This is a genomic window from Streptomyces hebeiensis, from assembly GCF_052983195.1.
In genome coordinates this window covers 5403227-5421413 of the sequence record NZ_CM129812.1, presented here as the reverse complement: position 1 = coordinate 5421413, position 18187 = coordinate 5403227, and the positions used below count along the sequence as shown (strand labels likewise).

At 70.7% G+C, this 18187-nt stretch carries 15 protein-coding genes, 1 pseudogene and 1 riboswitch; of the genes and pseudogenes, 8 read left to right on the top strand and 8 right to left on the bottom strand.

Annotation, left to right across the window (positions count from 1 at the left end):
• The first annotated feature begins 289 nt into the window (after window positions 1-289).
• Window positions 290-547, top strand: coding sequence for a WhiB family transcriptional regulator (locus ACU6P3_RS23340; RefSeq protein WP_004937597.1), 258 nt, complete (start codon window positions 290-292; stop codon window positions 545-547).
• A 289-nt stretch (window positions 548-836) separates the two neighbouring features.
• On the opposite strand, the gene ACU6P3_RS23335 is transcribed toward ACU6P3_RS23340, so the two are convergent.
• Together ACU6P3_RS23335 and ACU6P3_RS23330 are read right to left on the bottom strand one after the other, a co-directional pair.
• The gene (locus ACU6P3_RS23335) at window positions 837-2336 is read right to left on the bottom strand and encodes a histidine kinase N-terminal domain-containing protein (protein ID WP_447198030.1); all 1500 of its coding nucleotides are present in this window, start codon (window positions 2334-2336) and stop codon (window positions 837-839) included.
• 412 nt (window positions 2337-2748) lie between these two features.
• Window positions 2749-3819, bottom strand: a complete 1071-nt coding sequence (locus tag ACU6P3_RS23330; RefSeq protein WP_447193962.1) for an SIS domain-containing protein — start codon at window positions 3817-3819, stop codon at window positions 2749-2751.
• A gap of 229 nt (window positions 3820-4048) precedes the next feature.
• Between ACU6P3_RS23330 and nagB the strand changes: the two genes are divergently transcribed.
• On the top strand, window positions 4049-4831 hold the full coding sequence (gene nagB, locus ACU6P3_RS23325; protein WP_447193961.1) for a glucosamine-6-phosphate deaminase: 783 nt from the start codon (window positions 4049-4051) through the stop codon (window positions 4829-4831).
• Window positions 4832-4913: 82 nt separating this feature from the next.
• Here the strand turns inward: nagB and ACU6P3_RS23320 are convergent, their stop codons facing one another.
• From ACU6P3_RS23320 to ACU6P3_RS23305, 4 genes are all read right to left on the bottom strand, one after another.
• Window positions 4914-6464 carry a glycoside hydrolase family 3 protein gene (locus tag ACU6P3_RS23320; protein WP_447193960.1) on the bottom strand — a complete coding sequence of 517 codons (1551 nt, stop codon included), beginning with the start codon at window positions 6462-6464 and terminating at the stop codon, window positions 4914-4916.
• 6 nt (window positions 6465-6470) lie between these two features.
• Window positions 6471-7301, bottom strand: coding sequence for a carbohydrate ABC transporter permease (locus tag ACU6P3_RS23315; RefSeq protein WP_030754178.1), 831 nt, complete (start codon window positions 7299-7301; stop codon window positions 6471-6473).
• Window positions 7298-8278, bottom strand: a complete 981-nt coding sequence (locus tag ACU6P3_RS23310) for a carbohydrate ABC transporter permease (RefSeq protein ID WP_344278038.1) — start codon at window positions 8276-8278, stop codon at window positions 7298-7300. Before ACU6P3_RS23310 ends, ACU6P3_RS23315 begins: the two co-directional genes overlap by 4 nt.
• 112 nt (window positions 8279-8390) lie before the next feature.
• Entirely contained in the window at window positions 8391-9665 is a 1275-nt protein-coding gene (locus tag ACU6P3_RS23305; protein ID WP_344278035.1) for an extracellular solute-binding protein, read from the bottom strand.
• A 398-nt stretch (window positions 9666-10063) separates the two neighbouring features.
• Here ACU6P3_RS23305 and ACU6P3_RS23300 point away from each other — a divergent pair, with 398 nt between their 5' ends.
• From ACU6P3_RS23300 to mctP, 3 genes are all read left to right on the top strand, one after another.
• Window positions 10064-10828 carry a GntR family transcriptional regulator gene (locus ACU6P3_RS23300; RefSeq protein ID WP_344278167.1) on the top strand — a complete coding sequence of 255 codons (765 nt, stop codon included), beginning with the start codon at window positions 10064-10066 and terminating at the stop codon, window positions 10826-10828.
• 216 nt (window positions 10829-11044) lie between these two features.
• Window positions 11045-11302, top strand: coding sequence for a DUF3311 domain-containing protein (locus tag ACU6P3_RS23295; protein WP_447193959.1), 258 nt, complete (start codon window positions 11045-11047; stop codon window positions 11300-11302).
• Window positions 11299-12930, top strand: a complete 1632-nt coding sequence (mctP, locus tag ACU6P3_RS23290; RefSeq protein WP_447193958.1) for a monocarboxylate uptake permease MctP — start codon at window positions 11299-11301, stop codon at window positions 12928-12930. Before ACU6P3_RS23295 ends, mctP begins: the two co-directional genes overlap by 4 nt.
• Window positions 12931-12994: 64 nt before the next feature.
• Here mctP and ACU6P3_RS23285 read toward each other — a convergent pair whose 3' ends face one another.
• Window positions 12995-13579 (bottom strand): Uma2 family endonuclease, encoded by a 585-nt coding sequence (locus tag ACU6P3_RS23285; RefSeq protein WP_447193957.1) that lies wholly within the window; start codon window positions 13577-13579, stop codon window positions 12995-12997.
• Window positions 13580-13688: 109 nt separating this feature from the next.
• Window positions 13689-13813, top strand: a riboswitch (cobalamin riboswitch).
• A gap of 146 nt (window positions 13814-13959) precedes the next feature.
• Here ACU6P3_RS23285 and ACU6P3_RS23280 point away from each other — a divergent pair.
• The 3 genes and pseudogenes from ACU6P3_RS23280 to ACU6P3_RS23270 form a co-directional block, all read left to right on the top strand.
• Window positions 13960-16497 carry a ribonucleoside-diphosphate reductase subunit alpha gene (locus ACU6P3_RS23280; RefSeq protein WP_447193956.1) on the top strand — a complete coding sequence of 846 codons (2538 nt, stop codon included), beginning with the start codon at window positions 13960-13962 and terminating at the stop codon, window positions 16495-16497.
• A 113-nt stretch (window positions 16498-16610) separates the two neighbouring features.
• On the top strand, window positions 16611-17567 hold the full coding sequence (locus ACU6P3_RS23275; RefSeq protein ID WP_447198029.1) for a ribonucleotide-diphosphate reductase subunit beta: 957 nt from the start codon (window positions 16611-16613) through the stop codon (window positions 17565-17567).
• 55 nt (window positions 17568-17622) lie between these two features.
• Window positions 17623-17898, top strand: a pseudogene (locus ACU6P3_RS23270) (ribosomal maturation YjgA family protein); the annotation flags it as partial.
• Between the two features lie 22 nt (window positions 17899-17920).
• On the opposite strand, the gene ACU6P3_RS23265 reads toward ACU6P3_RS23270, so the two are convergent.
• Window positions 17921-18142 carry a hypothetical protein gene (locus ACU6P3_RS23265; RefSeq protein ID WP_447198195.1) on the bottom strand — a complete coding sequence of 74 codons (222 nt, stop codon included), beginning with the start codon at window positions 18140-18142 and terminating at the stop codon, window positions 17921-17923.
• Window positions 18143-18187: the final 45 nt, after the last annotated feature.

Below are 18187 nucleotides of genomic sequence, written 5' to 3'. Positions count from 1 at the left end.
GGACTCCACCCCATGGAAGTACGGCTGTGACCTAGTCGACACCGAGGAATCAAAAAAAACTTTCCAGAAGGGGTTGTATCCGCCGCCGAGGTTTGCGAATCTCTACATGGCGATCGGGACGGCCCGCACCACCGGCCTCCTTGAGAGCCAGAACCCCTCCTCAAACACAAGGACCACACCTGTCTCAGCTGGTGGTCGGCCCTTCACTTGTCGGGGGATTCGTGAAAGCGTTCACATTCACAAGCAATCCGCACGACATATGCACGTCATACCAAGAGAGGTAGCAGCCATGGACTGGCGTCACAACGCCGTTTGCCGCGAGGAAGACCCCGAGCTGTTCTTCCCCATCGGCAACACCGGTCCTGCGCTGCTGCAGATCGAGGAAGCCAAGGCCGTCTGCCGTCGCTGCCCCGTCATGGAGCAGTGCCTGCAGTGGGCGCTCGAGTCCGGCCAGGACTCCGGCGTCTGGGGTGGCCTCAGCGAGGACGAGCGCCGCGCCATGAAGCGCCGCGCCGCTCGCAACCGGGCGCGCAACGCGACCGCCTGAGGCCCCTGCCACGAGCCCAGGGCCTCGCTCTCACCGGTCCTCACCCCGAGGAACCGAGGAGGCGGAGCCTGGCCGGCGGAGCGTACAGCGTGTACGCATGGACCCGCCCCCGAACCGCAGCGCGCAGTACCCCCCGATGCGCATCGCAACGTGAGCTTCGAGCCGAGCCCCGGGCCGTCACCACGGTCCGGGGCTCGCTGCTGTGTCAAGGGCGGGCGCCGGCGGGAACGTTCTCGAAGCGGCGGGCCGGCTCTCGGTGGCCGCCCCGGCGACCGCCGCCGGGAAAACGTCATTTCTCCGATTCGACCGGGATCTCCAGGATGACGCGCGTGCCGCTCACCGGGGCGGCCACCATGTCGAAGCTGCCGCCCAACTCCCCCTCCACCAGGGTGCGGACGATCTGGAGCCCCAGGTTCCCCGCCCGTTTCGGGTCGAAGCCCTCGGGCAGCCCGCGCCCGTCGTCCTGGACCGTGACCATCAGCCGGGCCCCCTCGCGAACACCGGCGCGGCGCTTCGCCTTCGCCGGGGTGCGCCCGCTGCGGACCGCCATGACGTCGACCCGGCCCTGCTCCCCCGGCGCGAACGCGTGTTCCAGGGCGTTCTGCAGGATCTCGGTCAGCACCATCGAGAGCGGAGTGGCCACCTCGGCGTCGAGGATGCCGAACTTCCCGGTCCGGCGGCAGACCACGGTGCCGGGCGCGATTTCGGTGACCATGGCCAGCACCCGGTCGGCGATCTCGTCGAACTCGACCCGCTCATCCAGATTCTGAGACAGCGTCTCGTGCACGATGGCGATGGAACCGACGCGGCGTACCGCCTCGTCGAGCGCCTCCCGGCCCTGCGGCGAGTCCATGCGCCGGGCCTGGAGCCGGAGCAGCGCCGCCACCGTCTGGAGGTTGTTCTTGACCCGGTGATGGATCTCCCGGATGGTGGCGTCCTTGGTGATCAACTCCCGCTCGCGGCGGCGGAGTTCCGTGACGTCCCGGAGCAGCACCAGCGAACCGATCCGGTCGCCCTTCGGCTTGAGCGGGATGGCACGCAGCTGGATCACGCCACCGCTCCCCTCCACCTCGGTCTCCCGGGGCGCGTAGCCGCTGGCCAGTTTGACCAGGGCCTCGTCCACCGGGCCGCGCGAGGGCGCCAGTTCGGCGGTGGTCCGGCCCAGGTGGTGGCCGACGAGGTCGGAGGCGAGGCCGAGGCGGTGGTACGCGGACAGCGCGTTGGGGCTCGCGTACTGCACCACGCCGTCGGCGTCGAGGCGGATCAGTCCGTCACCGACCCGGGGCGAGGCGTCCATGTCGACCTGCTGCCCGGGGAAGGGGAACGACCCGGCGGCGATCATCTGGGCCAGGTCGGAGGCCGACTGGAGGTAGGTGAGCTCCAGCCGGCTGGGGGTACGGACGGTCAGCAGGTTGGTGTTGCGGGCGATCACGCCGAGGACCCGGCCCTCGCGGCGCACGGGGATGGACTCGACCCGTACGGGCACTTCCTCCCGCCACTCCGGATCGCCCTCGCGGACGATCCGCCCCTCGTCGAGCGCGGCGTCCAGCAGGGGCCGGCGTCCGCGCGGAACGAGGTGGCCGACCATGTCGTCCTGGTAGGAGGTGGGCCCGGTGTTGGGGCGCATCTGGGCGACGGACACATAGCGGGTGCCGTCGCGCGTGGGGACCCAGAGCACGAGATCGGCGAAGGAGAGGTCGGAGAGCAACTGCCACTCCGAGACCAGCAGGTGCAGCCATTCGAGGTCGGATTCGCCGAGGGCCGTGTGCTGGCGGACGAGGTCGTTCATGGAGGGCACACAGGCGAGCGTACCCGCGGCGCGAAACGGGTACGAACCACGGCCCTCCGGGGGCTGTTCTCCACGGGGCCAGGCGAAATAAGCTCGACCTAAGCATGGACACCACGAAGTGGTCTAGTCCACAATGGTCACAGAAGCCTCCGCCCTCCCCGCACAGGAGAGCGGACCGAGGATCCGGCGCTCTCTGCCCTGACTGCGACGGGACCTCCTCCACGGCCGCACGGGACCGCACACCCGACGGCCGTAGCAACTCCGGGCTGCGGTGCCGTACGGGCTGAGGGTCCCGTCGCGGCGCCGCGGCCCGCGGGTGTGCGTGGTGACCAGCGGATTCGGGACGTCGGCGGGCCCAGGGCGGCGGCGGATGCGGGCGGCGGCGGGCTCGGGCCGTCAGCGGTTCAGGGCGTCAGCGGGTCTGCGGAGTCTTGGCCATCGTGCGCGGCACGTCGGGGTCCTGCCCCCGGATGAGTGCGAGCTCGTACGCGAGGACGTGCAGCGGAAGGATCTCCAGCACCGGCTGGAGATCCTCGGGGATCCCCTCGGTCGGCAGGACGAACCCCGCCGCCGCCCGGTTCACCTCGGGCTCGGGCCCGACGACCGCGAGATCGGCTCCCCTGCCCCGGATCCGGACCAGGACCGGCCGCAGCGCGTCGCGGGCCCTGCCATCCGGGACGACCGCGATCACCGGAGTGAGGTGGTCGATCATCGCGAGCGGGCCGTGCAGCAGGTCCGCGCCCGAATAGGGCAGAGCGGGCAGGTAGCAGGTCTCCATCAGCTTGAGCGCCGCCTCCCGGGCGGTGGGGTAGCCGTAGCCCCGGGAGACCACGACCATCCGCTCGGCGAAGCGGTAGCGGTTGGCGAGTGCGCGCACCTCGTCCCGGCGGGCCAGGATCCGCTCGGCGATGTCCGGCAGGGCGAGGGCCGCCGCCCCGTCGCCGCCGCGCAGTCCCTCGCTGAGCAGGTAGAGGCTGAGGAGCGAGGCGATGTACGACTTGGTGGCGGGCAGCGCCCGTTCCTGGCCGGCCCGTACGTCGATGTGGAACTCGGCCACCCCGGCCAGCGCCGAGTCCGGGTCGTTGGTGAGCGCCAGCGTGATGGCGCCGGCGTTGCGGGCGGCCCACACCGTGCTCACCAGGTCCGGCGAACCGCCCCACTGACTGACCCCGATGACCAGTACGTCGGTCAGTCGCGGCCGCGCCCCGTACACGGTGACCGTGGACATGGAGGCCAGCCCGCACGGCAGGCCGTGCCGGATCTCCAGCAGGTACTTGCCGTAGAGCGCCGCGTGGTCGGAGGTGCCCCGGGCGGTGAGCAGCGCGAACCTGGGGTGCCTGGCGGCGATCGCCTCCGCCGTCCGCCTGATGGGACCCGCCCCGTCCGTCAGGACCCGGCGCAGGACGTCGGGCTGCTCCGCGACCTCGGCGGCCAGGATCCGGCCCGGCCGCTCGCTGGCTCCGGCCGGAAAGGCGGCAGTCATGGCTTGAGTGCCTCCACATCGGGCGACGGCACGGGCCCTCCCAGTCGACCATGGAGCCAAGGGGGCCGCCACCGGGCCGGGGCGGGCCGCCCCGGTGCGCCGCCGGGGGCCGCGGCCTGGCGGTGGGACGCCACCCCCCTGCCGGACGGCCGCCCCTCTGGTAGAATTGGTCTATACCACATCGTGGGAAGAGTCGTACGAGCCCTCTGATCAGATCGGCAGGCCCAGCGTGGAAGTCGTCATCGTTCAGGACGCCGCAGCAGGCGGCCAGCTCATCGCGGACAGCATCGCCGACCTGCTGCGCCGCAAGCCCGACGCGCTGCTCGGGGTGGCCACCGGCTCCACCCCGCTGCCCGTCTACCAGGCGCTCGCGGCGCGGGTCCGGGACGGCGCGGTGGACGTGTCCCGCGCGCGGATCGCCCAGCTGGACGAGTACGTGGGCCTGGCGCCCGGCCACCCCGAGTCCTACCGCTCGGTGGTGGAGCGCGAGGTGGTCGAGCCGCTGGGCCTCGACCCGGACGCCTTCATGGGCCCCGACGGCAGCGTCACCGACGTGCAGGCCGCGTGTGAGCGTTACGACCGGGCACTGGCCGAGGCCGGCGGGGTGGACCTCCAGCTGCTCGGCATCGGCACGGACGGACACATAGGTTTCAACGAGCCCTGCTCCTCGCTGGCCTCCCGCACCCGGATCAAGACCCTGACCCGGCAGACCCGCGAGGACAACGCACGCTTCTTCGACCACCTCGACGACGTGCCGCACCACGTGATCACCCAGGGCATCGGCACGATCCTGGAGGCCCGTCACCTGGTCCTGCTGGCCACCGGCGAGGGCAAGGCCGAGGCGGTCGCCCAGGCGGTCGAGGGCCCGGTCGCCGCCTTCGTCCCGGCCTCCGCGCTCCAGTTGCACCCGCACGCCACGGTCGTGGTGGACGAGGCGGCGGCGTCCCGGCTGAAGCTCGCCGACTACTTCCGCGCCACGTTCGCGGCGAAGCCGGACTGGCAGGGCATCTGAGCCGACGCCGGCCAGGCTCCGGCTCCGGCTCCGGCTCCGGCTCCGGGGCGGGTTCCCCGTCCGGAGCCGGGCCCGCACGGGGCTACCCGCCGTGACCCGCGATGACCTCCGCCGCCGCCCGGCCGCAGACGCGTGCCGCGCCATGGGTGGCGATGTGCAGGGCGCCTCTCGGTCCGGCCCCGTTCAGCCCCATCTCGACCACCACCGTGTCCGGGCGCCCGGCGAGCAGCCGGTCCAGTACGCGGGACATCCAGGCGTGCCGGTGGAGGTCCCGTACGACGGCCACGACCGGGCGCTCCCCGGCCGCCCCGAGGACCCGCGCGGCCAGGGCGTCCGGGTCCGTTTCCCGCTCCGGGTCCGCGGCCGCGCCGTCGCCGCCGCTGTACGAGCCCGTCTCCGTACCCGGAAGCAGCCGTTCCAGCTCCGCCGCGACGCCCCAGGGGGTCTCGTCGCCCACCGCGATGTTCGCGACGGGCGCGAGGACGGCGACGTACGGCGCCTCGGTGAGGGGGCCGGCCGAGCCCGTCACGCGTAGCGCGCGCCGGGCCGCGACCAGGCCGATCCCGGGGCCGGACGGGCTCCCCTCCGGTCCGGCCGCGCCCGGCCCCGAGGCCCCCCGCGCCCGGAGCGTCCAGTCGGCGAGGGCGCGCACCCGCGCGGCCGCGTCGGCCAGCCGCTCCTCGGGCAGGTCGCCGCCGCGCACGGCGGCGACCAGCGCGTCCCGCAGGCGCAGTACGGTCGCCTCGTCCGCCAGACCGCCGCCCACGCAGATGGCGTCGGCGCCCGCGGCGACCGCGAGGACGGAGCCGCGCTCGATGCCGTACGTCTCGGCGATGGCCAGCATTTCCATGCCGTCCGTGACGATCAGCCCGTCGTACCCGAGCTCCTCGCGCAGCAGACCGGTCAGGATCCGCCGGCTCAGCGTCGCCGGGCGGTCCGGGTCCAGCGCGGGGAGCAGGATGTGCGCGCTCATGACGGCCTTGGAGCCGGCCTCGATGGCCGAACGGAACGGCCGCAGGTCACGGGCGTGCACCGTGGCCGGGTCCACGTCGATGCGGGGCACCGCGTGATGGGAGTCCGTGGCGGTGTCGCCGTGCCCCGGGAAGTGCTTGGTGCAGGCGGCGACCCCGGCGCTCTGGAGTCCGCCGACGTACGCGGCGGTGTGCCGGGCGACCAGCTCCGGGTCCGCGCCGAAGGACCGGACGCCGATCACCGGGTTGTCCCGGTTGGAGTTGACGTCCGCGGAAGGGGCCCAGTTGAGATCGACCCCGCAGGCGGCCAGCCGCCGCCCGAGCTCCTGGGCGACGGCACGGGTCAGGGCGAGGTCGTCCACCGTCCCGAGCGCGTAGTTGCCCGGGAACGAGGAGCCCTGCCGGGTCTCCAGGCGGGTCACGTCGCCGCCCTCCTCGTCGATCGCGACGAGGACGTCCGCCCGCCCGGCGCGCAGCCGCGCGGTGAGCGCGGCGACCTGTTCGGGCGAGGAAACGTTACGGCCGAACAGGCCGACGGAGCTCAGGCCCTCGTCGATGCGCCGCAGCAGCCAGTCGGGCGGCGTGGTGCCGCGGAAGCCGGGCTGGAGGACGGCGAGGGCGTCCCGGGTGAGCGTGTCCGTACCGCGTGCCACAGTCGTCATGCCGGGCTATCCCTTCACCGCGCCGTCGGTGAGACCGCTGACCGCTTTTCGTTGGAGGAAGACGAAGAGCACCAGGACCGGAATCGCGAAGAGTGAGGACGCGGCCATCGTGGCACCCCAGTCGTCACCGAACTGGCTCTGGAACTGGGAGAGCCACAGCGGCAGCGTCTGCGCCTCGGCCTGCTTGTTGAGGACGAGCACCAGCGGGAACTCGTTCCAGGCGGTGATGAAGCCGAACAGCGAGGTCGACATCAGACCGGGGGCGAGCAGCGGCAGGATCACCCGGACGAACGCCTGCGGCCGGGTGCAGCCGTCGACCATGGCGGACTCCTCCAGCTCACGGGGCACCGCGGCGACGAAGCCGCGCAGCGTGAGCATCGTGAAGGGCAGCACCATCACCATGTAGAAGAGTGTCAGCGGGACCAGGCTGTTGAGCATGTCGGCGTCGCGCACGATCATGTAGATCGCGATCACCATGACTTCCCAGGGCGCCATCTGCGCGATCATGAAACCGACGACGAAGCCCCGGCGGCCCTTGAACCGCATCCGGGCGAGCGCGAACGAGCCCGCGAGCGCCAGGACGAGGGAGAACAGCACGGCGAGGACCGTGACGGTGAGCGAGTTGCCCACCAGCGTGAGGAAGTTCTCGGCGTTCACCGCCGTCTCGAAGTGCTCGAAGGTGATGTCCGTCGGGAAGAAGACCGGGTCCTCGGCCACGATGTCGGGCGTCGGCTTGAAGGCCGTCGCGAACATCCAGTAGACCGGGAAGACACAGAGGACGACGAGGACGACGGCTGTCGCGTTGGGCCAGATGCGGCCGAGAAGCGAGCGGTTCACAGCTCGTCCTCCCCTTGCTTGAGAACGATCCGCAGATGGAGCGAGGTCATGGCGAGCAGGATCACGATGGTGAGCAGCGCGATCGCCGATCCCATCCCGAAGTGCTGGTTGCCGATGCCCTCGATGTACGCGTAGACGGGCAGGATCTCGGTGAGCCGGTCGGGGCCGCCCTGGTTGATGGCGAAGACCTGCGCGAACGCCTTGAAGACCCAGATGACTTCCAGGAACGTGGTCGCGTAGAGGAAGGGCCGCAGGAAGGGCAGGGTGACCGAGGTGAAGCCCTGCCAGGCCCCCGCCCCGTCGAGCGCGGCGGCCTCGTACAGCTCCTTGGGGATGGTGGTGGTGGCGGCGTAGAGGTTGATCGCGACGAACGGGATCGACTGCCAGACGATCAGGACCGTGATCACGAAGAACGTGGAGAACTGGTCGCCGGTCCAGTTGTAGTCCGCCATGGAGTGGAAGCCGGCCCGGTCGAGCAGCCAGTTGACGACGCCGTACCGCTGCGCGAACAGCCACTGGTAGACGGTGGTGGCGGCGATGACCGGCATGGCCCAGGCCAGGACGAGGGCGATCAGCAGGGTCACCCGCATCCGCCGGCCGAGCCGGGCCAGCAGCAGCCCGGTCAGGGTGCCGAGCACCATGATCAGTACGACGTTGGTGGCGGTGAACAGCAGCGAGCGGCCGGTGACGCGCCAGAAGTCGGAGCTGCCGAGGACCTCGGTGTAGTTGTCGACGCCGTTCCACTCGGTGAGATGCTGGATCAGCTGTCTCATGTTGAGGTTCTGGAACGACAGCATGCCGTTCTTGACCAGCGGCCAGCCGAGCAGCAGCAGCGTCGCCACCACCGCGGGCAGCAGCAGGAGGTACGGCGCGAACGCCGCGGGTCTGCGCCGCGCGCCCCGCGGGTGCGGGCCGCCGTCGGCGCGTTGCGTGTCCTCCGTCGGCCGGGCAGGCGGCCGTTCGGTCTGCACGGTCATGCTCGCCATCTCTTCACCAGTCGGTACGGGACGCGTGTCGGTACCTGACGAATCGGGGAAAGCCCGCCGCCGGGCCGGTCCGGGTGAGGAACCGTCCCGGCGGCGGGAGGGGTCACTGCTTCTGCGCGAGGCGCTTGTTGAACTCGCCCTCGACCTGCGCGGCGGCCTCCGCGTGCGACTTCCCGTTGAGGAAGGCCGTCATGTAGGCCTTGATCGGGCTGGGGGCGTTCTCCACGGCGGCCCACTCCGGGATCAGCGGCGTGGTGCCGCCGACCTTGGCGGCCGGAGCGGCGGCCTCGGCGGCGGCGTTGCCCGCCAGCTGGTCCTGGAGCGCGTCCTTGTTCGGGATGACGCCGCCTTCCTTGGCGAGCTGTCCCTCGAAGGTGTCGGAGAGCGCGATCTTCAGGAACTCCTTGGCGAGTTCCTTCTTCTCGCTGCCCTCGGCGACGGCGAGGTTGGAGCCGCCGAGGAAGACGCCCTCGGGCTTGTCGGCGGTGTCACCGGGGATGGTGAAGTAGCCGATCTCCTTCTCGATGGCCGGGTTGGCCTTGATCGCGGTGGCCGCTTCCCAGCCCATGCCGAAGAAGGCGCCGGTCTTGCCCTTGGCGAAGACGTCGGCCTGCTGCGGGGTGGCCTCGTCCTTGTCCTTGGGCGCCTTGGAGTAGTCGGCGTACTTCTTGTAGAGGGCCATGGCCTCGCCGACCTTGGGGTCGGCCAGGTTGGAGACCCACTTGTCGCCGTCCTTCTTGACCAGGTCGGCGCCCTTGCCGATGAGCAGGCCGTCGAAGAAGTACCAGTTCTGGCCGGGCAGGTAGACCGGCTCGGCCTTGCCCTTCGCCTTGATCGCGTCGAGGGCCGCGAAGAACTCGTCGCGGGTCTTGGGCGGCGCGGTGACGCCGGCCTCCTTGAAGACCGACTTGTTGTAGATGACGACGCGGTTGGCGAAGTACCAGGGCGCGGCGTACTGCCGGCCGTCCACGACCGACGACTCGTTGAGGGACTCGGTCCAGTCGGCGCCGATCTCCTTCTTGAGGTCGGTCAGGTCGGCGAGTCCGCCGGTCTCCGCGTAGGCGGGGGTGTGCGTGTTGCCTATCTCGAAGACGTCCGGCGGGTTCGCCTCGGAGAGCGCCGTGGTCAGCTTCTGCTGGATGCCGTTCCACTGCTGGACCTCGAACTTCAGCGTGGCACCGGTCTTCTTCTCGAAGGCGGCGGTGACATCCTTGGTCCAGCCGTCCGGGGTGGAACCGTCCATGGCCCAGACCGTCAGCGTCTGGCCCTTGAACCCGTCGGCCCCCGTCTTCGCGTCCCCGTCGTCACCGGAACCGCACGCGGCGACACCGGCCAACATGCCGACGACACCTATCGCCGCGATGAGCTTGCGCTTCACGCCACCCTCCAATTCAGGGAATGATGCAACCCCCCTGCCACCGCGAAGACTCAACGCCGGGTACCGCCGGGGCCGGGACCTGGTCAATAATGGTTTAGACCAGTAGACGGGAGCTTGGCCTAGGCCTTTATGGGTGTCAAGGGCTACAAGAAAGGGGCGTCAGGTCCGTTACCGGACCGACATCTCAAGGCCCCGGGACGGACCGAGGACGGACCGGACACGAGCCGGAACACGAGCCGGAACACGGGCCGGAAGCAAGCCGTGGGACGGCCGTGGGCGGCCCGGTAACCGGACACCGGCGGAGGGCGGCGACGATCCGTGGCCGTAGCGTGCCACCATGTGAGCCGCGACAGACGGAGGAGCCGGTGACGGCAGCACAGGAGTCGGGGAGACAGGCGATGGCCACGGAAGCGAGCGGTACGGACACCGAGGGCGGACCCGCCACCCGTACGGCACGCGTACCGAAGTACTACCGGCTCAAGCGGCACTTGCTCGACATGACGCGCACACTGCCGCCCGGCACCCCGGTACCCCCGGAACGCACGCTCGCGGCCGAGTTCGACACCTCGCGCACCACCGTGCGGCAGGCGCTGCAGGAACTCGTCGTCGAGGGCCGGCTGGAGCGGATCCAGGGCAAGGGCACCTTCGTCGCCAAGCCCAAGGTCGCCCAGGCGCTCCAGCTCACCTCGTACACCGAGGACATGCGGGCCCAGGGCCTGGAACCGGCGTCCCAGCTGCTGGACATCGGCTACGTCACCGCCGACGAGCGCCTCGCCGGGCTGCTCGACATCGCCCCGGGCGGCCGGGTGCTGCGGATCGAGCGGCTGCGCCTGGCCAGCGGGGAGCCGATGGCCATAGAGACCACCCACCTGTCGGCGAAGCGCTTCCCGGCGCTGCGCCGCTCGCTCGTGAAGTACACGTCGTTGTATACGGCCTTGGCCGAGGTGTACGACGTCCGACTGGCCGAGGCCGAGGAGACGATCGAGACGTCGCTGGCGTCCCCGCGCGAGGCCGGGCTGCTCGGCACGGACGTGGGGCTGCCGATGCTGATGCTCTCGCGGCACTCGCTGGACGGCCGGGGCGAGCCGGTGGAGTGGGTGCGGTCGGTGTACCGGGGGGACCGGTACAAGTTCGTGGCGCGGCTGAAGCGGCCGGCACCGTGACCCCGCGCCGCGCCCCGGCGGCCGGCACCGTCACAGGGCCGCCGGCACCGTGACCCGGCGGCCGGCGTCCGCCCCCCGACCTGAAGTCGTCACGTGTCCGCGCCCGCGCTTGTCGCGTTTCGGTACCGATACGTGGACAGGGGGGTGACGGTGATCAAACCCCTCGCCTAGATTTCCTGCGCGTCAACCAGAAGAACAGCGAGGGGACGGGCCGCCGTGTCAGAAGCTCCAGAAGAGAAACCGCCACCCACGATCACGCCCGTACGTGTGGTGATCGGTCTCTGTCTCCTCGCGCCTTTCGTGGCGATGCTCTGGGTGAGTTCGTACGCCAGGATCGAGCCCACCCTGATCGGCATCCCGTTCTTCTACTGGTACCAGCTGCTGTGGGTCCTCATCTCCACCGCGCTGACCATGACCGCGTACCAGCTCTGGAAGCGCGACCAGCGCGCCCGGCACGGAGGTGAGCGCCGATGAACGACGGTGTGAACGGCGTCGCGCTCGCCGTCTTCGTCTTCTTCTTCGTCGCCGTGACGGCCATGGGCTTCATGGCCGCACGCTGGCGCAAGGCCGAGAACGAGCACAGCCTGGACGAGTGGGGACTCGGCGGGCGCTCCTTCGGCACCTGGGTGACCTGGTTCCTGCTCGGCGGCGACCTGTACACGGCGTACACGTTCGTCGCGGTCCCGGCGGCCATCTACGCGGCGGGAGCGGCCGGCTTCTTCGCCGTGCCGTACACGATCCTGGTCTATCCGCTGATCTTCACCTTCCTGCCCCGGCTGTGGTCGGTGTCGCACCGGCACGGGTACGTGACGACCTCGGACTTCGTACGCGGCCGGTTCGGCTCCAAGGGCCTGTCGCTGGCGGTCGCGCTCACCGGCATCCTGGCCACGATGCCGTACATCGCGCTCCAGCTCGTGGGCATCCAGGCCGTGCTGGACGTGATGGGCGTGGGCGGCGGCGAGAACACGCACTGGTTCATCAAGGACCTCCCGCTGCTGATCGCCTTCGGCGTGCTCGCCGCGTACACCTACTCGTCGGGGCTGCGGGCGCCCGCGCTGATCGCGTTCGTCAAGGACACCCTGATCTACATCGTGATCGTCGTGGCGATCATCTACATCCCGATCAAGCTGGGCGGCTTCGACGAGATCTTCGCCAAGGCGGGCGACGCCTTCGCCGAGACCAATCCGGCCACCGGCCAGCCGCGCGGCGCGCTGGCGCCGGGCGACGCCGGGCACTGGGGGTACGCGACGCTGGCGCTGGGCTCCGCCCTCGCGCTCTTCATGTACCCGCACTCGATCACCGCGACGCTGTCCAGCCGCAGCCGCGAGGTGATCCGGCGCAACACGACGATCCTGCCGCTGTACTCGCTGATGCTGGGCCTGCTGGCACTGCTCGGCTTCATGGCGATCGCGGCCGGGGTGAAGGTGGACAACGGGCAGCTGGCCATCCCGCAGCTGTTCGAGAACATGTTCCCCGACTGGTTCGCGGGCGTGGCGTTCGCGGCGATCGGCATCGGCGCGCTGGTGCCCGCCGCGATCATGTCGATCGCCGCGGCGAACCTGTTCACCCGCAACATCTACAAGGACTTCATCAAGCCGGACGCGACGCCGGAGCAGGAGACCAAGATCTCCAAGCTGGTGTCGCTGCTGGTGAAGGTGGGGGCGCTGGTCTTCGTCCTGACCATGGACAAGACGGTCGCGATCAACTTCCAGCTGCTGGGCGGCATCTGGATCCTCCAGACGATGCCGGCCCTGGTCGGCGGTCTGTTCACCCGCTGGTTCCACCGCTGGGCGCTGCTCGCCGGCTGGGCGGTGGGCATGCTGTACGGCACGGCGGCGGCGTACGGCGTGGCCAGCCCGACGCAGAAGCACTTCGGCGGCTCGTCGGCGGAGATCCCCGGACTCGGGGAGATCGGCTACATCGGCCTGACCGCGTTCGTGCTGAACCTGGTCGTGACCGTCGTGGTGACGCTGGTCCTGCGGGCGGTCAAGGCCCCGGACGGCGTGGACGAGACGAGCCCGTCCGACTACACGGCGGACGCCGGGGACCCGGGCGTGCAGACGGAACTCCCGCCGGCCACGGCGGGCGACCCCGTCCACTGACCACCCCCGCACCACCCGTGTGCCCCAGCGGGCCGCCGGACGATCCGGCGGCCCGCTGCCGGTGTCAGCGCACCCAGTTCTTGAGTTCCTCGGTCTCCAGGTGGATGCCCACGGGCTCGGGCAGCGTGATCTCCTTGCCGAACGGCACGATGCGCACGGTCTCGTACCGCACACCGTCCGGCTCGCTGTGCACCCGCACTTCGCCGTTCTCCCGGTCGATCAGCAGATAGACCGGGATACCGGTCTGCGCGTAGGCACGCGGCTTCTCCACCCGGTCCCGGCTGTCGGTGTCCGCGTCGTACGAGGTGACCTCGACGGCCATCAGAACCCCGCCGGGCTCCGCCCACTCGCCCTGTCCCACGAAATAGTCCATCGGCGCGAGTGAGGCATCCGGCCGAGCGCGTCCCTTCCGGTACGCCTGCACTTTCAGCCCTTGGTCCGGGTGGAGCCACAACTCCGGGCGGGACTGCATACAGATACGCATCAGCCACTGGATGACGCGCCCATGGTCCCCGTCCGGCAGGACCCTGCTCCGAATCTTCCCGTCGATGAGTTCCAGCCGGATGCTCTCTATCGAGCGGGCCAGTATGCGGGCGGCCTCGTCGAACTCTTCGGGGAGGATCTGGGACTCGTAATCGGCGGCGATCATGGGGCACCTCCTAGTGGTCACGACCATAGCCGATGGGGCCGACAGCCGAGCCTCGCGACAGCCGTGGACACAATATCTGGGGGGTGTCATGGCACCCGGACACCAGATGTATGCTCGACCCGCTGTCGACGCAGGGGAACCCGGTGCGAGTCCGGGACTGTCCCGCAACGGTGAGCAGTGGTGCGCTCCGGCGCACCCGCGAGTCCGAGCACCTGCCGACGGCGCGCCCGGTCCGACCGTTCCGGGCGCGTGGACGTCCGGGCCTCGTGGATGGGCCGGTGGACGCCGTACGGTGTGCTGTCCCGACGCGGGCGGCACGGCCGCGCGTGCCCTCCGCTGCTCCTCCCGACGTTCCGGAGCCGAGCGAGGGAGAGCATCACGTGACCATCGCGCCAGCCGGTCCGGTGCCGGGCACAACCGTCACACCCCCGGCCGCCGGGGCCCCCGCCGCCGGGGCCCCCGTTGCCGGGGCGCGGGCCGGCGACGGGCCCGGGACCGCGTTGCTGCGGACGCTGACGGACCTGACCGCCGATCTGCCGGACACCGACCCGGGCCGGGTGGCCGCCGCCGCGCTGCGCGGCCGGCACGCCCGCTCCGGCGAGGCGGAGCTGCGCGAGCTCGCCACCGAGGCCGCCGCCGGGCTGATCTCCGAGGACCCCGCCTACTCCCGGCTGGCGGCGCGGCTGCTGACCCGTACGATCGCCGAGGAGGCGACGGGGCAGGGCGCGGTGTCCTTCTCCACGTCCGTCGCGACCGGCCACCGCGAGGGCCTGATCGCGGACCGCACGGCCGCCTTCGTGGCCCGGCACGCGGACCGCCTCGACGCGCTGATCGATCCGGCGGCCGACGACCGCTTCGGTTACTTCGGCCTGCGCACGCTCTACAGCCGCTACCTGCTCCGTCACCCGCTGACCCGCCAGGTAATCGAGACGCCGCAGCACTTCATGCTGCGCGTGGCCTCGGGACTCGCCGAGGACGACGGTGCCGCGTCCGGGAACGACGGCGGCGTGGCGGACGCGGCAGGCCGGCGCACGGCCGGCCTGGGCACGGCCGGAAACAGCGGCGCCGTGGACGCCGTCGCCGCCCTCTACGGGCTGATGAGCCGGCTGGACTACCTCCCGTCCTCGCCGACCCTCTTCAACTCCGGCACGCGCCACCCGCAGATGTCCTCCTGCTATCTGCTCGACTCCCCCCGCGACGAGCTGGACTCGATCTACGAGCGCTACCACCAGGTCGCCCGGCTCTCCAAACACGCCGGCGGCATCGGCCTGCCGTACTCCCGTATCCGCGCGCGAGGTTCGCTGATCCGGGGCACGAACGGGCACTCCGGCGGCATCGTCCCCTTCCTGCGCACCCTCGACTCCTCCGTCGCCGCCGTCAACCAGGGCGGCCGACGCAAGGGCGCGGCCTGCGTCTACCTGGAGACCTGGCACGCGGACGTGGAGGAGTTCCTGGAGCTGCGCGACAACACCGGTGAGGACGCGCGCCGCACGCACAACCTCAATCTCGCGCACTGGATCCCCGACGAGTTCATGCGCCGGGTCGAGGCGGACGCCGACTGGTCGCTGTTCTCGCCGTCCGACGTGCCGGAGCTGGTCGACCTGTGGGGCGACGCGTTCGACGCCGCGTACCGGCGCGCCGAGGCCGCGGGCCTGGCCCTGAAGTCCCTGCCCGCCAGGGAGCTGTACGGCCGGATGATGCGGACGCTCGCGCAGACCGGCAACGGCTGGATGACCTTCAAGGACGCGTCGAACCGCACGGCCAACCAGACCGCCGAACCCGGCAGCGTCGTGCACTCGTCCAACCTCTGCACGGAGATCCTGGAGGTGACGGACGACGGCGAGACGGCCGTCTGCAACCTCGGCTCGGTCAACCTCGGCGGGTTCGTCCTGAATTCCGGCGAGATCGACTGGGACCGGCTGGACGCCACCGTCCGCACGGCCGTGACCTTCCTCGACCGGGTGGTGGACATCAACTTCTACCCGACCGAGCAGGCGGCCCGGTCGAACGCCCGGTGGCGCCCGGTGGGCCTGGGCGTGATGGGCCTCCAGGACGTCTTCTTCACGAAGCGGCTGCCCTTCGACTCGCCCGAGGCCGCCGAGCTGTCCACCCGTATCGCAGAACGGATCATGCTGGCGGCGTACGAGGCGTCCTGCGATCTCGCCGAACGCCACGGCGCGCTGCCCGCCTGGTCGCGGACGCGCACCGCGCGCGGCGTACTGCACCCGGACCACTACGACGTCGAACTCGCCTGGCCCGAGCGCTGGGCGGCCCTGCGGGCGCGCGTCGCCGCCACGGGCATGCGCAACTCGCTGCTCCTGGCGATCGCTCCGACAGCCACCATCGCCTCGATCGCGGGCGCGTACGAGTGTGTCGAACCGCAGGTCTCCAACCTCTTCAAGCGCGAGACGCTGTCCGGGGAGTTCCTCCAGGTCAACGCGTACCTGGTGCGGGATCTGAAGCGGTTGGGGGTCTGGGACGCCCGGACCCGCGAGGCCCTGCGCGAGTCCAACGGGTCGGTGGCGGGCTTCGACTGGATCCCGGCGGAGGTCCGGTCCCTGTACCGCACGGCGTGGGAGATCCCGCAGCGCGGGCTGATCGACATGGCGGCGGCCCGCACGCCGTTCCTCGACCAGAGCCAGTCGCTGAACCTGTTCCTGGAGACCCCGACCATCGGCAAGCTCAGCTCGATGTACGCGTACGCCTGGAAGAAGGGCCTGAAGACGACGTACTACCTGCGGTCGCGCCCGGCGACGCGCATCGCCCGCGCGGCCCGGGCCGCCACCCCGGCCTCCGCCCCCGCCGTGCCCGTACCCGTACCCGTACCCGCCCAGCAGGCGGCACCCGCTTCCGCGCCCGAGGCGGACGCGATCGCCTGTTCCCTGGAAAACCCCGAGTCCTGCGAGGCCTGCCAGTGATGACCACCGGAACGACCGACACCACGACGCCCGGCCCGACGCCCACCACGGCGACGGCCCCCGCCACAGCGAAGAACCTGCTCGACCCGGGCTTCGAACTGACCCTGCGCCCCATGCGCTACCCGGACTTCTACGAGCGCTACCGCGACGCGATCAAGAACACCTGGACCGTCGAGGAGGTCGATCTCCACTCCGACGTGGCCGACCTCGGCAAGCTCTCCCCCGCCGAGCAGCACATGATCGGCCGGCTGGTCGCGTTCTTCGCGACGGGCGACTCGATCGTGTCGAACAACCTGGTGCTGACGCTCTACAAGCACATCAACTCGCCCGAGGCACGCCTGTACCTGTCCCGGCAGCTCTTCGAGGAGGCCGTGCACGTCCAGTTCTACCTGACGCTGCTGGACACGTATCTGCCCGACCCCGACGACCGGGCGGCGGCCTTCGCGGCGGTGGAGAACATCCCGTCGATCCGCGAGAAGGCGCGGTTCTGCTTCACGTGGATGGACTCGGTGGAATCGATCGACCGCCTGGAGACCCGGGCCGACCGCCGCCGCTTCCTGCTGAACCTGATCTGCTTCGCGGCGTGCATCGAGGGCCTCTTCTTCTACGGCGCCTTCGCGTACGTCTACTGGTTCCGCTCGCGCGGACTGCTGCACGGCCTGGCCACCGGGACCAACTGGGTGTTCCGGGACGAGACCATGCACATGAACTTCGCCTTCGACGTCGTGGACACCGTCCGCGCGGAGGAGCCGGAGCTGTTCGACGACACCCTGCGCCACCAGGTCACCGACATGCTCAAGGAGGCCGTCGAGTCCGAGCTCCAGTTCGCGCACGACCTGTGCGGGGACGGGCTGCCGGGCATGAACACGTCCTCGATGCGCGCCTACCTCCAGTGCGTGGCGGACCAGCGCCTGACGCGCCTGGGCTTCCCGGCGGTCTACGGATCGGAGAACCCGTTCTCCTTCATGGAGCTCCAGGGCGTCCAGGAGCTGACGAACTTCTTCGAACGCCGGCCGTCCGCGTATCAGGTGGCGGTGGAGGGAACGGTCGGCTTCGACGACGACTTCTAGGTCTGGCCGACCGGCGCGAACGACCCTGCCCTGGCCGCCGCTTAAGGTGCTCGTCATGAGTGCTCTCGCGCGGACGCGCCTGGCGGCGGGTGGGGCGGCGGTGCTGACGGTGGCCGCGGGCCTGGGGATCCGGGCCTTCGGGGCGGGGGACGTGGCCAAGTACGGGGGCGACGCGCTCTACACCGTGCTGGTCCACGTCCTCATCGTGCTGGCCCTCCCCCGCGTGCGGCCCTGGGGCGCGGCGGCGGGTGCGCTGGCCTTCAGTTGCGCGGTCGAACTGTTCCAGCTGACGGGGATACCGGCGGACCTGGCCGGGCGGAGTGTCGTCGCCCGGCTCGTCCTCGGCTCCACTTTCAGTGCGCCTGACCTGCTGTGGTACGCACTCGGTGCGGCAGCCGCGGGGACGGCACACGCGGTGTGCGTGCGGCGGCCGGTACGGGCTGCTTCGGCAGGTCGGGGGTCTCGGCGGCGCGCAGCGCCCGGTCGATCGACAGCTCCTTGAGGTACCAGATCAGCGAAGGCACCGTCAGGAGGGCGAAGATGGCGGCGAGGGCGGGAATCGTCTGGATGTCCATGGCTCTACTGTCGCCGCTGCGAGCGCCGCAGGGCAGTGGCAGGAC